Origin of the sequence: Thermococcus celericrescens, from assembly GCF_001484195.1 — an archaeon.
Lineage (GTDB): Archaea > Methanobacteriota_B > Thermococci > Thermococcales > Thermococcaceae > Thermococcus > Thermococcus celericrescens.
In genome coordinates this window covers 1-14007 of record NZ_LLYW01000029.1, presented here as the reverse complement: position 1 = coordinate 14007, position 14007 = coordinate 1, and the positions used below count along the sequence as shown (strand labels likewise).

Annotated in this window: 15 protein-coding genes; 8 read left to right on the top strand and 7 right to left on the bottom strand. The window is 57.1% G+C overall.

The features are described from left to right. Positions 1–69 precede the first annotated feature (69 nt). Positions 70–1122 carry an L-threonine 3-dehydrogenase gene (tdh, locus tag APY94_RS08230; protein WP_058939173.1) on the bottom strand — a complete coding sequence of 351 codons (1053 nt, stop codon included), beginning with the start codon at positions 1120–1122 and terminating at the stop codon, positions 70–72. 201 nt (positions 1123–1323) lie between these two features. On the opposite strand from tdh, the gene APY94_RS08225 reads away from it, so the two are divergent. Then, positions 1324–2067, top strand: a complete 744-nt coding sequence (locus tag APY94_RS08225; protein WP_058939172.1) for a MinD/ParA family ATP-binding protein — start codon at positions 1324–1326, stop codon at positions 2065–2067. A 21-nt stretch (positions 2068–2088) separates the two neighbouring features. Then, positions 2089–3318, top strand: coding sequence for a hydroxymethylglutaryl-CoA reductase (NADPH) (gene hmgA, locus APY94_RS08220; protein ID WP_058939171.1), 1230 nt, complete (start codon positions 2089–2091; stop codon positions 3316–3318). A 70-nt stretch (positions 3319–3388) separates the two neighbouring features. Here hmgA and gatE read toward each other — a convergent pair whose 3' ends face one another. The 3 genes from gatE to APY94_RS08205 all read right to left on the bottom strand — a co-directional run bounded on the left by gatE (position 3389) and on the right by APY94_RS08205 (position 6999). After that, positions 3389–5275 (bottom strand): Glu-tRNA(Gln) amidotransferase subunit GatE, encoded by a 1887-nt coding sequence (gene gatE / locus APY94_RS08215; RefSeq protein WP_058939170.1) that lies wholly within the window; start codon positions 5273–5275, stop codon positions 3389–3391. 5 nt (positions 5276–5280) lie between these two features. After that, on the bottom strand, positions 5281–6600 hold the full coding sequence (gatD, locus tag APY94_RS08210; RefSeq protein WP_058939169.1) for a Glu-tRNA(Gln) amidotransferase subunit GatD: 1320 nt from the start codon (positions 6598–6600) through the stop codon (positions 5281–5283). A gap of 105 nt (positions 6601–6705) precedes the next feature. Then, positions 6706–6999 (bottom strand): transcriptional regulator, encoded by a 294-nt coding sequence (locus APY94_RS08205; protein WP_058939168.1) that lies wholly within the window; start codon positions 6997–6999, stop codon positions 6706–6708. Between the two features lie 45 nt (positions 7000–7044). On the opposite strand from APY94_RS08205, the gene APY94_RS08200 reads away from it, so the two are divergent. The 5 genes from APY94_RS08200 (at position 7045) to rsmA (ending at position 10517) form a co-directional block, all read left to right on the top strand. Continuing rightward, complete coding sequence (locus APY94_RS08200) at positions 7045–8205, top strand: tRNA pseudouridine(54/55) synthase Pus10 (protein WP_058939167.1); 1161 nt, start codon at positions 7045–7047, stop codon at positions 8203–8205. Between the two features lie 136 nt (positions 8206–8341). After that, complete coding sequence (locus tag APY94_RS08195; protein WP_058939166.1) at positions 8342–8638, top strand: 50S ribosomal protein L21e; 297 nt, start codon at positions 8342–8344, stop codon at positions 8636–8638. Between the two features lie 2 nt (positions 8639–8640). Continuing rightward, positions 8641–9009 (top strand): RNA polymerase Rpb4 family protein, encoded by a 369-nt coding sequence (locus APY94_RS08190; protein ID WP_058939165.1) that lies wholly within the window; start codon positions 8641–8643, stop codon positions 9007–9009. Positions 9010–9078: 69 nt separating this feature from the next. Then, positions 9079–9699 carry a DUF655 domain-containing protein gene (locus tag APY94_RS08185; RefSeq protein ID WP_058939164.1) on the top strand — a complete coding sequence of 207 codons (621 nt, stop codon included), beginning with the start codon at positions 9079–9081 and terminating at the stop codon, positions 9697–9699. Next, positions 9696–10517: a 16S rRNA (adenine(1518)-N(6)/adenine(1519)-N(6))-dimethyltransferase RsmA gene (gene rsmA / locus APY94_RS08180; protein WP_058939163.1), complete on the top strand. Its 822-nt coding sequence runs from the start codon at positions 9696–9698 to the stop codon at positions 10515–10517. Before APY94_RS08185 ends, rsmA begins: the two co-directional genes overlap by 4 nt. On the opposite strand, the gene APY94_RS08175 is transcribed toward rsmA, so the two are convergent. After that, positions 10518–11060: a ferritin-like domain-containing protein gene (locus tag APY94_RS08175; RefSeq protein ID WP_058939162.1), complete on the bottom strand. Its 543-nt coding sequence runs from the start codon at positions 11058–11060 to the stop codon at positions 10518–10520. A gap of 84 nt (positions 11061–11144) precedes the next feature. Between APY94_RS08175 and APY94_RS08170 the strand changes: the two genes are divergently transcribed. Next, positions 11145–12893, top strand: coding sequence for a radical SAM protein (locus tag APY94_RS08170; RefSeq protein WP_058939269.1), 1749 nt, complete (start codon positions 11145–11147; stop codon positions 12891–12893). Here APY94_RS08170 and APY94_RS08165 read toward each other — a convergent pair. Next, positions 12880–13662, bottom strand: coding sequence for a hypothetical protein (locus APY94_RS08165; RefSeq protein ID WP_058939161.1), 783 nt, complete (start codon positions 13660–13662; stop codon positions 12880–12882). The genes APY94_RS08170 and APY94_RS08165 overlap by 14 nt on opposite strands. 50 nt (positions 13663–13712) lie before the next feature. Continuing rightward, positions 13713–13982 carry an S-layer protein gene (locus APY94_RS08160; protein ID WP_245610445.1) on the bottom strand — a complete coding sequence of 90 codons (270 nt, stop codon included), beginning with the start codon at positions 13980–13982 and terminating at the stop codon, positions 13713–13715. Positions 13983–14007: the final 25 nt, after the last annotated feature.

The following is a 14007-nucleotide window of genomic DNA, read 5'->3' as shown; positions in this document are numbered from 1 at the left end:
TGCCACCTCCTTGGGGTGAGTTTGAGAGGAGTTACTTAAGAATTGCGGTGAAAGAAAAGGGAAAATAATTCAACCCTTGTGCGGGAAGAACACGACCTTACCGGTCTTGCCGGCCTTCATCAGCTCAAAAGCTTCCTCGAACTTCTCGAAGCCCTTGTACTTGTGGGTAATGACCGGGTCGAGGTTGAGCTTGCCGCTCTGGATGAGGCTTGAGACCGTGTACCAGGTCTCCCAGAGGTGCCTTCCGGTGATGCCGTGAATCTCGAGGGCCTTGAAGATAATCAGGTTGTTGAAGTCCACCGTAACGTCCCTCGGGAAGAGGCCGAGAAGCGAGACCCTTCCTCCTGGGGTGGTGGCGGCGAGGCCCTGCTCCAGAGCCTTGGGGGCGCCGCTGAACTCCAGGAAGACCTCAACGCCGGCGCCATCGGTTATGTCCATGACCGCCTTGACGGGATCCTCCTCGAAGGGGTTGATGACGTAGTCGGCACCGACCTTCTTGGCCAGCTCGCGCCTGAACTCGCTCGGCTCGCTCACGATAATCGGATACGCTCCGGATGCCTTTGCGACGGCAATGCCAAGAAGTCCGAGCGGGCCGGCACCGGTTATGAGGGTGCTCATTCCGGCTATCGGGCCTGCCAGAACAGTATCAACCGCATTGCCAAGCGGCTCCTGGAGCGCCGCGTACTCGGGAGGCATGTCCTTCGGGTTCTTCCAGGCGTTCTGGGCGGGAACTATCGCGTACTCGGCGAAAACACCGTCCATGTCCACGCCGAATATCTTGGTGTTCTGGCAGACGTGGTAGCGGTTGTGCCTGCAGGCGTAGCACTTGCCGCAGACGATGTGGGTCTCAGCGCTTATGTAATCGCCGACCTCGAGGGTGTCAACGCCGGGTCCGACCTCGATGACCTCTCCGGCGACCTCATGCCCCATGATCTGGGGGGTCTTTATCCTGCTCTGCGCCCACTCGTTCCACTCGTAGATGTGGAGGTCGGTTCCACAGATGCTGGTGGCGAGAACCTTGATGAGGACTTCACCCGGTCCTGGCTTGGGAACATCAACCTCAACGAGCTCGGCACCGTAAGCGGGCTTAGTTTTCATGATAGCCGGCATCTTGTCAGCCATGGCAATCATCTCCTTAGCATTTACATGGATATCTGAACGGGGGACGATATAAACCTTTTGCGGTTGTTCTGAATCGTTTGCCCGTTTATGGGTGGATTTCTCTAACAGCCGTGCACTGAGCCCCTGGAGTGCCCTCTACTAAGCGGAAACCTTATAACGGACTCCAACTATTCTTTTCGTGGTATTTCGGGGGACTGGGCAATGGCGCTCATTGTTGTCACGGGGAGGGGCGGTGCAGGAAAGACAACAACCACGGCCAACCTAAGCGCTTACCTAGCCATGAGTGAATACCGCGTTCTTGCGGTCGATGGCGACCTGTACCTCCCGAACCTCGGGTTTCACTTCGCCCTGGACACCGTCAAGTACACAGTTCATTCCCTCATGAAGAACCCGGATATTGACCCGGAATGGGCCGTGTACAGGCACCCCGAAACGGGCGTTCATGTCATGCCCGGAAGTACCCGCCTTCAGGACGTTCTGGGCATCTCCCCTAGGCGGCTGGTCGAGATACTTGACAGGGTTAAGTACAAGTTTGGGGTTGTTTTTGTTGATTCCCCCACGGGCATACCTTTCGATACGCTTCCCACCTTTGAGCTGGCCAATTATCAGATTATCGTCGTTGAGATAGAGCGCTCTCCGATATATTCCTTTGAAGTAATGGTCAAGAACGAAATTGAGAAGCTGAAGGCCCTCGGTGAGAGATACAACCTCAACATCGGAGTGGTGCTGAACAAGGTCAGGGAGTCGGAAGATGTTATGGACAAGATTATTGAGGTAATTGAAGACGACCTCAACGTGCCCGTTCTTGGATGGATTCCCTTTGATAATGTGGTTCCGGAGTCGATAAACGCGGGTATTCCCGTTCTGAGGTACGCCCCCAAAAGCGATGCGGCACTTGCGTTTATGGAGACCGGTAAGGTGCTTGAGGAATGGCTGTTCGGATGAATAGGGGCTGGAGGGAGCCAGATGGTAGATTTTGATGAACTCGTTGAGAAGGTAATAACGGGGGAGATAAAGCTCCATCAGGTTGAGAGGTACACGAACGGCGACAAGAGGCTCGCTACGGAGATAAGGCGCCGCGCTCTGGAGAAGAAGTTCGGTGTGAGCCTTGAAAATATCGGACACTACTCAATAGATCCCGAGAGGGTCATAGGAAAGAACATCGAGAACATGATAGGTGTCGTCCAGATACCGATGGGCGTCGCCGGGCCGCTCAAGATCAACGGCGAGTACGCGAAGGGCGAATTCTACATCCCTCTCGCCACCACTGAGGGAGCGCTCGTTGCGAGCGTCAACCGCGGCTGTTCGGCCCTCACCGCCGCTGGAGGCGTTAAGACCACCATAATCGACGACAAGATGACTCGTGCGCCCCTCCTCAAGTGCCCCGATGCAAGGCGCGCCAGAGAAGTTGCCGAGTGGGTCAAGGCCAACATCGAGTACCTCCAGGAGAAGGCCGTGAGCAAGGTCACCAGACACGGGAAGCTGAGGGACGTTAAGCCCCACATCGTCGGCAACAACCTCTACCTGCGCTTCGAGTTCGAGACCGGCGATGCCATGGGCATGAACATGGTCACCATCTCAAGCGAGGAGATAATGAAGGTCATCGAGGAGGAGTTCCCGGACGTGAAGTACCTCGCCCTCTCGGGCAACCTGTGTGTGGATAAAAAGCCGAACGCCATGAACTTCATCAACGGCCGCGGGAAGACCGTTATTGCCGAGGCCATAATTCCGCGCGAAATAGTTGAGAAGAAGCTGAAAACCACCCCGGAGCTCATAGCCGAGGTCAACTACAGGAAGAACCTCGTCGGTTCGGCCCAGGCCGGTTCCTACGGCTTCAACGCTCACTTTGCCAACATAGTCGGTGCTATTTTCCTTGCCACCGGACAGGATGAAGCCCAGATTACCGAGGGCTCTCACGGAATAACCCTCGCGGAGGTTACCCCTGAGGGAGACCTGTACATCAGCGTTACCATGCCGAGCCTTGAGATTGGAACGGTCGGTGGAGGAACGCGCGTTCCGACCCAGAGGGAGGCCCTGAGCATAATGGGCGTTGCCGGCGGGGGAGAGCCGCCCGGTACAAACGCCAGGAAGTTCGCCGAGATAATAGCGGGCGCCGTCCTCGCTGGGGAGCTCTCCCTCCTGGCCGCGATAGCTGCAAAGCACCTGGCAAAGGCCCACGCCGAACTGGGGCGTTAGCTTCCCTTCTTTTCAGTCCTTTTGACAAAAACAAGCAAAAACAACAAAAGAAACCATTAAAAGAACAGCCTCAGCTCAGCTCCCCTATCTTCTTCCTCACGAGCGAGCTGACGAGCTTTCCGTCGGCCCTTCCGCGGAGCTTCGCCATGGCCCTGCCCATGACCATTCCCATCGCGCCCATTCCCTTGGCCTTGATGACTTCGATGTTCGCCTGAACGACCTCGTCTATTATCCTCTCGACCTCTTCCTCGCTGAGGAGGGTGAGGCCCTTCTCCTCCGCCACCTGGGCGGCGCTCTTCTTGGGGTTCCTCGCCAGCTCCTTGAATATCTCCTCGAAGGCCTCCTTGGCTATCTTTCCACCGAGGTACAGGTCAAAGGCTTCTCTGATGTGCTCATCGGTGATATTCTCGATGGGTGCCTCCTTCTTGAGTCCCTTGAGGACCACTACGAGGATCGAGGCGGCCATGGAGGGTTTGATGCCCCTGGCTATCAGCTCCTCGAAGAGCTCGTCGCGCTCGTCGTTCACCAGGGTTTCGGCCAGGCTTCTGTCTATCTTGTATTCCCTGACGTAGCGCTCGACGCGCTCCTGTGGGAGTTCGGGCAGGTTCGCCAGTACGTCGTCCTTCATCTCCGCCGTGAGAAGTATCGGCGGTATGTCCGTTTCCGGATACATCCTGGCCTTCCCCGGGAGCGGACGCATGTACTGGGTGTTGCCGTCGGGTAGAGCCCTTCTTGTCTCCTCCGGAACACCCTCGATGGCTTCCCTGGCCCTCTGGACGACCTCGCGAAGGGCGTTCTTTGCGGTCTCCTCCTCGGCCGCGACGAGAACGAAGGCGTCTTCCTCTCCCAGGCCAAGTTTTTCGATAACCCCATTAACCTCTAATTCTGTAATTCCATAGTTAGGCAGTTCATCGATGTGGAAGATTCCCTTCACGTACTTCTTGGCCCTGTCCGCCATCTCGGTGCCCAGGCGCCTGCCGGGCTGTATCTCCTTCCCGATCAGGCCGCGGAACTTGGGGAGTTTAACGGCGAGAACCTTTCCGCCCTTCTTTACGGTGCGGGCGATTATCTTCGAGCCGGTGTTCTGGAATATCTCGGTGACGTCGTGGAACTCCTCCGTTATGTCCTCGGGCCTGACCCCGCGCTTCCTCAGCTCCTCGCGTATTTTGAGCAGGTTCACCTGTCTCTCTATCTCGCGTTCAATGATGACGGGAATCATGTCCAGCTCCTGGACACCCTTGATCTCGACCCTTGCCCCGCCCCTGATGGAGACGTTCAGGTCCTGCCTGATGGTTCCGAGGCCGCGCTTGACCTTCCGGGTGGCCCTGAGCGCGTCGCCGATGTACTTGGCGACGACCTTTGCCTGCTCCGGGTGGTGTATATCTGGGGTGGTGCTTATTTCGACGAGCGGAATGCCGAGGCGGTCGAGGCGGTAGATGACCTCCTTCTCTCCCCTCTCGACGATACGGCACGCGTCCTCCTCAAGGCATATGGTGGGAATCCCGACGCTTCCCCAGGGGGTGTCCACCTTTCCGTTCATGGCGATTATCGCGGTTCTCTGGAAGCCGGAGACGTTGGAGCCGTCTATGACGATTTTGCGCATGAAGTGGACCTCGTCAACGGGGGTTGCGTTGAGGAGGTAGCTTATCTGGAGGGAGACCCTGAGCGCCTCCTCGTCCGGCATGTGGGGAGGCTCCTCATCCATGTAAACGAGGTCCGCCAGCCTGTGGTTGCCCTCGTAGATGTAGGTTTTTCCCTTCTTGAACTCCTCAAGGGCGGCCGGGTCGATTTCACCCAGCTCGCTTATCGTTGGCCTGAGCCTGCGCTGGAACGTGAAGTCCACCTCGTCGCTCATCTCGCTGGGGACCGGGGAGAACAGTCTCTTCGTGTCGAGCTGCCTGTGGATCTCAAGGCCCACCTTGAGGCCAAGCTCCTCGTAGTTGAACTTCTCAACCATCATCATCACCTCAGGAACGTGTCAAACCTCGTGTACGGCGTTATCTCTCCGGCGTAGTTCGTGAGCATCATCTCGCGCACTTCCTTCGGGTCATCGGTGTGACCGAGGACCCACATGAGCTTGACGTAGGCCGTCTCTGGGAGCATGTCCTCGCACGGAACCACGCCGGCCTTTAGGAGCCTCCTTCCGGTGGAGTACACGTTGAGGTTCACCCTGCCGTAGAGGCACTGGCTCGTCATGCAGACGGCGACGCCTTCCTCTGTAGCGCGCTTTATCGAATCGATGACGTAGGTGGGCACGTGGCCGAGACCCGTTCCTTCGATGACCAGCCCCTTGTACCCCCTGTCAACGAAGAAATCTATTATCTCCGGCTGGATTCCCGGGAAGGCCTTAAGAATGGCCACCTTCTCCTCCATCTCGTCGTCCACCCATACCTCGCTCTCGGTTCTCCTGCGGTAGTCGTTCCTCATGAATTCGACCTTTCCGTCGCCCCATATCCTGGCGATTGGGACGTCGTTTATGCTCCTGAACGCGTCCCTCCTGCTCGTGTGCATCTTCCTGGCCTTGGTTCCGCGGTGGGCGAGGCAGTAGGTGTCGCCCGTCTCGCCGTGCATGACGATGGCGACCTCACCAAAGTCTGAAGTCGCCATCCGGACGGAGCAGATGAGGTTCATCGCCGCGTCGCTGCTCGGCCTGTCGGAGCTCCTCTGGGAACCTACGAGGATGACCGGCTTTCCGAGATCGCGGAGCATGAAGCTGAGCGCCGAGGCGGTGTAGGCCATCGTGTCCGTTCCGTGGGCGATGACAACTCCATCCTCGCCGTTGTTCAGCATTCCGGCTACCTCGTGGGCTATCTTAACCCAGTACTCCGGGCGCATGTCCTCACTCATTATGTTGAAGAGCAGCTTCGGCGTTATGTTCGCTATGTCGAATATCTCGGGGACGGCCTTGGCGAGCTCCTCGGCGGTGAAGGCCGCGTGAACAGCGCCCGTCTTGTAGTCAATCCTGCTCGCTATGGTTCCGCCGGTTCCTATTATCGCGACGCTTGGAAGGCCAGGCTTCTTGGGGAAGACCTCCTCGAACTTCAGCTCCTCCCTGGGGGCGGCCTTCTCGATCACCTCGACCTCCAGGATTTGATCCACTAGAATTCCGACGTTGTACCCGTTGTCGAGCTTCAGCGTGAGGGTTTCGCCGCTGGACAGCTCGTAGGGGTTCATGACAACGCCCTCATAGACGCTCGTGTTTCCATTCTCCTTTTCGATTATCCGGACGTGATCTCCGACTTCGAGGCCTTTCTCCTTCATAAACCTCTCAACTTTCCGCATAACTCTCCCTCCGCCCTAAGCTGATACAAACCCAATATAAACCTTCGGGCTGGACAAGTGACAAAAACCGGCCACAATTATCGGCAAGCTTCGTCGAAATGACAACTATCTGGCCTCAATCTTAAACCTGGGTTCCTCTATCCACTCCGACCGGCACTTCGGGCAGCGGGAGGGGACGTTTATCTCCGGCCGGAAGACGAAGCCGCACTTCCTGCACTCCGCGGGCTTTATGAGGAGCACCTTCCCCTCGCGCTTGAGGGTCTTCTGGATGGCCTTCAGGTCCTCCAGCACAGTTTTCTTTGCACCCCTGCCGGGGAGCTCAAGGGCCAGTGCCAGCTCGCTCGGTGAGTAGTCCCTCTCCTCCAAAAGCTTTATTATTCTCTGCCTGCGAGTCATCATCGCGAGAAGCTTTGAGCCGTGGGATATAAATCTTAGGGTGAGAGCATGATAACCAAAAAGGCTGCGAAGGTTCTTGAATCTCACAAACTCTGCGACCACTGTCTGGGCAGACTGTTCGCGGGGCTTGGGAAGGGCACCAACGAGGAGCGCGGAAAGGCGGTAAGGTTCGTCCTCAACTTGGAGCGCTCCGCCGAGGGCCTGCCCCCGGTTGAATCACCCGAAACATGCGAGCTGTGCGGTAACGTTTTCGAAAGGATTCCCGAACTCGCAGGAAGGATGGAGGAGGCCGCGGCTGGCGTCGAGTTTGAGACTTTCCTCGTCGGCTCCCGCTTCCCCGAGGAGGTTCGGGAGAACGAGAAAGCCCTCTGGGAGGAGTTTGACATAGGGACCGCAGAGCCCATAAACCGTGAGTTCAACCGTGAGCTTGGTAAGGCCTTTGGGAGGGTGACGGGAAAGGACACCGCCAAGAACCCCGACGTGGTTTTCATCGTCGAGCCGTATTCCGGTAGAATCGAGCTTCAGATAAACCCAATTTACGTCTACGGCCGCTACAGAAAGCTCGTGCGGGGCATTCCCCAGACGCCCCTTCCGGACTTTGATGAGAGCGTTGCCTCGATCATCTGCGGGGCGTTCTCCAGGGCGAGCGGGGGGAAGTGCGTTTTCAAGGGGGCAGGAAGGGAGGACGTTGACGTCCGCATGCTTGGAAACGGCAGGCCATTTATCGTCGAGGTAAAGCGGCCGAAAAAACGGAAGCTCGACCTAGATGCGGTAAAGGGGGAGATAAACGCAAGCGGAAAGGTCGAGGTTCTGAACCTGCGCTTCGTTTCACCGAAAGAGGCCGAAGAGGTCCTCACACGGAATCACCGCAAAGAATACCTCGCGCTGGTTCTGGTTGAGGAGGGGGTAACCCCCGAGGAGGCCGAGGATGTTGCCAGAAAACTCAAAGGACTTGAAATTCACCAGAGAACCCCCTGGCGCGTGAGGAAGGCGAGGGCCGATAAAGTTCGCGTCCGGAGGGTTCACGAGGCGGAAGCAAGGTGGCTCGATGGGAAGCACTTCGAACTTCGCCTCGTCACCGACGGGGGCCTGTACATTAAGGAGCTCATATCCGGCGATAAGGGGCGCACGAAGCCCTCGGTGAGCGACCTGCTCGGAAAACCTGCCTGGTGCGAGAGGCTTGACGTCATGAACATTCTTGATGACTGAAAACTTTATAAACGGTTCCCGCCGATTGGATAGCGGAGCCATAACCGGCTTAGTCCATACGCCGAAGAGGCGTGAAACTCTGAAAAATGCCTTTGCGTCTGTTGCGCGATGAGTAAAACCCTGCGAGGTGATTGGAATGGTTAAGAAAGCACACAGCTTCAGAAGGAAGACCCGCGGCAAGCTCAGCAAGAAGCCGAGGAGGAGAGGCCTCCCGCCCCTCACCAGGTTCCTCCAGGAGTTTGAGGCTGGACAGAGGGTTCACATCGTCATAGAGCCGAGCTACCACAGGGGCATGCCGGACCCAAGGTTCCACGGAAGGACGGGAACCGTTGTCGGTAAGCGCGGCGATGCCTACGTCGTCCAGGTCAGGGACGGTGGCAAGGTCAAGACCTTCTTCATCCACCCGGTTCACCTCAGGGCTCAGAAGGGATGAGCATGATAGGGAGGAAGAAGCTCGAGGAGCGCTACCTCACGATATCCGAGACCAAGGAGCTCCTCGAGAGGCGCAAGGCTGAGGGCATGGTGGAGAACCCGGAGGAGCCCATGTTTTACGAGGCCAGGGTTAGCCTCGAGCACGCCGAGCGCTTTGCCAAGCTCAAGCCCGAACAGGTCGCCGAGCTGAAGGAGAAGCTCCTCGGCCTCTTTGAGTGGATAGACGAGAGGATAGCCGTGAAGCTCGTGGACTTCATGCCCGAGGACTACTTCGACATCCGCGTTCTCTTCGCCAAGGAGGACTACATGCCCACCAGGGAGGAGGCCGAGGAAATAATAAGGCTCCTTGACGACTACCGTCCCGAGGAGTGACCCTCCTTTCCTTTTCTCTTAGACAAAGTATAAAAACTCCGGACGGGTATAATTTCTGGGGGAGAGACAATGGATAGGTACCGGAGACATTCTTACAGGGAAAGCCTCGACAAGAAGAGGCGGAATGTTGAGTATGAGGAGTACGCCTACGTGCTGGACTATCTGCCCGAGGGCTACACCGATTTAAAGACTGGAAGAAGAACCGGCAAGCCCGTTGCTCAGGTTATAGGTGAAAAGGCTTTCACGCTGCTCGAGGTTGCCCCAAAGGAGGACCTCATGCTCTATGAGAGGGTTTTCATAGGCAAGGGGCAGAGGGACAAGATACTCATGATCAACAAGAAGATTCACTTCGATGACCTCACCGCCACTGCCAAGGCCGAGCTTCCGTACGTGGTTGAGGAGATAATCAAAAACAACGAGGAGCACTTCGTGAAGTTCTTTAACATGGCTCCCCCTATAACCAACAGGCTCCACAGCCTAGAACTCCTGCCCGGCATCGGCAAGAAGCACATGTGGGAAATACTCGACGAGCGCAAGAAGGAGCCGTTCAAGGACTTTGAGGATCTGCGCCACCGTGTCAAGGGGCTTCCAGAGCCGGCAAAGATGCTGGCGAAGCGTGTCGTTGACGAGATTGAGGGCAAGGACCGCTACCGCCTTTTCGTTGGCTCAAGGAGGATATTCAGGGTATGAGGGAGCGCCTCTTTTCTCTAATTTCAAAATACCACCTTAAGGCAAATTCTGACCTGGGACAGAACTTTCTGGTAGTGCCGGATATAATCGAGCGCAACGTTGAGCGGGCGGAACTGAGCGGGCGCGACACGGTCCTCGAGGTCGGCCCAGGGCTTGGCGTTCTTACAGACGCCCTGAGCCGGCACGCGGGTAAGGTGTACGCCATTGAAAAGGATCCCCGCCTCGTGGAGATTTTGAGGGCCGAATACGACTGGCCCAACGTTGAAATAATTGAGGGCGATGCCGTGAAGGTTGAGTTCCCCGGGTTCAACAAGATAGTCTCCAACCTCCCCTACCAGATTTCGTCCCCCATAACCTTCCGCTTTCTGAGGTATGATTTCGGGAGGGCCGTTCTTATCTACCAGCTGGAATTTGCCCAGAGGATGGTGGCGGAGCCGGGGGATAAAAACTACTCCCGCCTGTCGTTGATGGTTAGGGCGAAGGCCTACGCCGAGCTCGTGGAGCGCATCGGGAGGGGCGCCTTCTGGCCAAGGCCCAAGGTTGACTCCGCGGTCATCGTTCTTGAGCCCAAACCACGGGACGAGCGCATTGAACTGAACGAGGATCTGGTTAGGGCCCTCTTTCAGCACAGGAGAAGCACCGTCCTGGCGGCCCTCAAAAAGTCGCATCACATGCTGGGGTTGAGTAAGGAAGATTTCAAACGGGTTCGCGGCATCATTGGGGCAGTGCCCCACGCCGGGAAGAGGGTCTTTCAGCTGGCTCCTTCGGAAGTTAGGGATATCGAGGAGTTTCTCTCTGCGGAGGGCGTCCTGGGCTGATTACTCTCCAGGTTCGGTTCCGAACAGTGTTACGTACAGGTTTCTGAGTTTCTGGTAGTGATCGTTCTCTATGTTCGAGAGCCATATGAGGGTTGCTTTGGAGTTTTCATCCTCCGTCTTCTCCGCCAGGTACCGGTAAACGTCGTGGGCCAGTTTTTCCGTCTCCATCAGGTACTCCAGGATGTCCCTGAGATCACTGTGGTAGATCATATCCCTCAACCGCTCTTCCGAGAGCTCAACCTCAAGGGCGGGCAGGTTGACCTTCGGCGGGCTTTCCGTGGGGAACATCCCCTTGAATACCCCCAGCAGGGCCTCAGCATGCCTGAGGCTGTCCTTATAGAGCTGGAAGAAAAGCTCCGACAGCAGTTTGTCCCAGTTGACGTCGTGGCTGAGCTGGTACAGCTTGTGGTACATTTCAGCTTTCTTCACTTCCTGATCCATCCAGTACGCCAGCAGTTCCCTGTGGTTCAGGTTTGAGATTGCCGTTAGTATCTCCCTAAACCTGGCCTTCTCTCCTTCCGTCCTGGGTGAAAGCTCCGCCATATCCATCCCCGGTATGTTACGAGTTTGGGTGTTTATACTTTTCGCCGGCGATTGATTTTTAAAAGGGCCCGCGAACTCCAGACCATGATAGTTGCCATCATCGACGGCTACACCGACGAGCCCGCGGGACTTGGTGTCCCCCCGTATCTGGGGATATACCCGCGCTATGCGTATGGCGCCGTAAAAAAGGCTCGAAGAGACGCCAGGGTTTTCTACCTGACCATAGATGACCTGAGGGCCGCACTTGAGGGCGAAAGGGGGGTGGCCACTAAAAACAAGACTCTGAACTTCCCCCGAACCCGTGAGATACTCGAGAGGGCGGACGTTCTCGTGTACATAGGTGGCCTGCACACCCCCGGCAAGTATCTCTCAGCCGTCCCGTCCCAGGTTGAGGAGGTGGCGAGGTTCCTCCGGCCGTTTCAGGGGGTTAAAATCCTCGGCGGCCCGGCGTTCATGGGCTCCGCCCACGCGGGCGGGACGAGGATAACCTCCCGCGAGCTTCTCCTTGCCCAGTCTGTCTTTGATCACATCGTCTACGGCGACCTCGAGGCGTTTCTGCACGACTACCTCGTGAATCCGTCCGATGCCGACCCCCTCCGCTTCAGGACCTACGGGGAGCTGAGAGACTACGCGCTGCTCGGGGCGGAGGTGGTCAGGCAGTTTCCCGACTTTCCCGACTTCGTGATAGCTGAGATAGAAACCCAGCGTGGCTGCCCTAAGGCGATGGGCATAGGCGGCTGCTCCTTCTGCACCGAGCCCGTGCGCTACAGGAACGTTGAGGACAGACCTATTGAGGACGTTGTTGCAGAGGTCGAGGCCCTTTACACCCTGGGGGTGAGGCACTTCCGGGTCGGCAGACAGAGCTGCATCTTCTCGTACATGGCCAAACCGGACGGAAGAGTCCCAGTACCTAATCCCGAGGCTCTGGAGAAGCTTTTCCGGGGTATTCGCTCCGTCGCACCTGGGCTTAAGACCCTCCACGTGGACAACGCAAACCCCGCAGTCATAGCCAACTACCCCGAGGAGAGCGTCAGAATAGCCAGGACCCTAATAGAGTACGGAACCCCCGGAAACGTCGTTGCCTTCGGCCTCGAGAGTGCTGACCCGAAGGTGGCGAAGCTCAACAACCTGAACGCCACCGCCGAGGAGACCTACGAGGCGGTGAGGATACTCAACGAAGTGGGGGCAAAGCGGGGTCCCAACGGCATGCCGTGGCTCCTGCCCGGGATAAACGTGATTTTTGGCCTTCCAGGGGAAACAAAGAAGAGCTACGAGCTGACGTTCCAGTTTTTCAAGAGGCTCCTGGACGATGGGCTGATGGTCCGCAGGATAAACATCAGACAGGTGGTTGTCTTTCCGGGAACTCCACTGTGGCACATGAGGGATAGGGTCAAGACCGAAAAGCACAAGAAGCTCATCCAGCACTACAAATACAAGATAAGGCACGAGATAGACCTCCCGATGCTCAGGCGCATTGTTCCCGTGGGAACCATCCTCCGCGATGTCCGCGCGGAGGTCCTTGAGAACGGCCTGACCTACGGCAGGCAGATAGGGAGCTATCCCCTGATCGTGGGCATGCCCAAGGAGATGCCCCTGAACAGGTTCTACGACGTCCTGATAGTTGGACATGGGTACCGGAGCATCACGGGAGTTCCCGTCCCAATAAACGTCAACCGCGAGAGCCCCAGGGTTCTCCAGTACCTGCCGGGGATTGGGAAGAAAACCGTGGTGAGAGTACTGGCGGAGAGGCCTTTTGGGAGCAAGGATGAATTCTTCCGGGTGGTGGGGGAAGAGAAAAGGAAAACCCTTGGGGATGTAATCACCCTGAAGTAGTGGTCTGGTTCTCGGTGGGCCACTTAAACTGCATGATTTTTTCGATTAACACCACTTCCGCACGGAGCGCGCCGTCGGATTTGCCCTCGAGGACTATCAGCCCGGGTCTGGGAACGATGACCCTGTTCACCTCGGCCCCTTCCGCCGGACCCAGCAGCACAACCGCCAGGTGGTCTTTGTTGCCTATCCTCCCCAGCCCGAGGGAGGTCTTTGTCATGAAGGAGAGGTACCTGGTGTCGTGGCGCTTCATGGTCTCTTCGTATGCGTACTGTCTCGCGCTGGCCTCGTCCATCCTGTTCTTCAGGGCCTCAACGTAGTAGTACCGTTTAAACAGTGTGGCAGTGAAAGCACTCATCTCAGCCACTGCCGCGGTGCGGTCTGAGCAACTTCCCGTAAACTCCTCAGGATTGGAGGAGCAGACCTTGACGCTGGGGTCTCCAAGCACGATTGTGAAGCGCTGGTAGGGCGCGTTCATCGTCATGTTTACATCGACTTCGGGTATGCCCGTTATATACCCCGTAACGTTGATGGCGTAGCCCTTTGTTCCCTCGGGTATTCTGAATCCGCGCATTGTTAGATTGACGTACTGGGGAAGCGTGAAAACAGCGTACTGGCCGCTTGGGAACCTGAGTACTATGTATGTGTGCTCCGGAGCGGGTTTGTCCGGGTTTACTGAGACATCATATTTGGAGTATCCGTACAGCAGGTAGCCGATGGGCGAGAGAATCAGGACTGCCAGAACAAGCGCGACCAAGAACTTCCTTGACACTCTGGAAACCTCCTAGAAGTGTTGGGAAGTAAAGGAAGAAGAAAAGGCCTTCAGCTGAGGCCAGCGAGGTACTCCATAAGGGCCTTGGCGGCGGCAGCGGTGCCCTCCCTGTCGGTACCGGCGACAAGGACGACGCCGTAGCCGTTGATGTCGCCGCACTCGGCGACGTACTTGACAACGCCGCTGTCGGCACCGGTGCCGTACTCCTCCTTCCAGCCGTCGTAGTCGCTCGGGACCTCGAGCTTCTCGGCGAGAGCAGCGGTGACGCTGTTGACGACCGGACCGCCGATGAGGATGAGGTTGCCTGTCGACGTTGTCAAGGCCCTGCTCCATGACCTCGGTGTC

Excerpts from the sequence above, each read along its gene's own strand:
- APY94_RS08185 (WP_058939164.1), top strand. The coding sequence starts at position 9,079 with ATGGATAGGTACCGGAGACATTCTTACAGGGAAAGCCTCGACAAGAAG.
- APY94_RS08195 (WP_058939166.1), top strand. The coding sequence starts at position 8,342 with ATGGTTAAGAAAGCACACAGCTTCAGAAGGAAGACCCGCGGCAAGCTC.
- hmgA (WP_058939171.1), top strand. The coding sequence starts at position 2,089 with ATGGTAGATTTTGATGAACTCGTTGAGAAGGTAATAACGGGGGAGATA.
- APY94_RS08225 (WP_058939172.1), top strand. The coding sequence starts at position 1,324 with ATGGCGCTCATTGTTGTCACGGGGAGGGGCGGTGCAGGAAAGACAACA.
- APY94_RS08170 (WP_058939269.1), top strand. The coding sequence starts at position 11,145 with ATGATAGTTGCCATCATCGACGGCTACACCGACGAGCCCGCGGGACTT.
- rsmA (WP_058939163.1), top strand. The coding sequence starts at position 9,696 with ATGAGGGAGCGCCTCTTTTCTCTAATTTCAAAATACCACCTTAAGGCA.
- APY94_RS08200 (WP_058939167.1), top strand. The coding sequence starts at position 7,045 with ATGATAACCAAAAAGGCTGCGAAGGTTCTTGAATCTCACAAACTCTGC.
- APY94_RS08205 (WP_058939168.1), bottom strand. The coding sequence starts at position 6,999 with ATGATGACTCGCAGGCAGAGAATAATAAAGCTTTTGGAGGAGAGGGAC.
- APY94_RS08190 (WP_058939165.1), top strand. The coding sequence starts at position 8,641 with ATGATAGGGAGGAAGAAGCTCGAGGAGCGCTACCTCACGATATCCGAG.
- tdh (WP_058939173.1), bottom strand. The coding sequence starts at position 1,122 with ATGGCTGACAAGATGCCGGCTATCATGAAAACTAAGCCCGCTTACGGT.
- APY94_RS08175 (WP_058939162.1), bottom strand. The coding sequence starts at position 11,060 with ATGGCGGAGCTTTCACCCAGGACGGAAGGAGAGAAGGCCAGGTTTAGG.
- gatE (WP_058939170.1), bottom strand. The coding sequence starts at position 5,275 with ATGGTTGAGAAGTTCAACTACGAGGAGCTTGGCCTCAAGGTGGGCCTT.
- gatD (WP_058939169.1), bottom strand. The coding sequence starts at position 6,600 with ATGCGGAAAGTTGAGAGGTTTATGAAGGAGAAAGGCCTCGAAGTCGGA.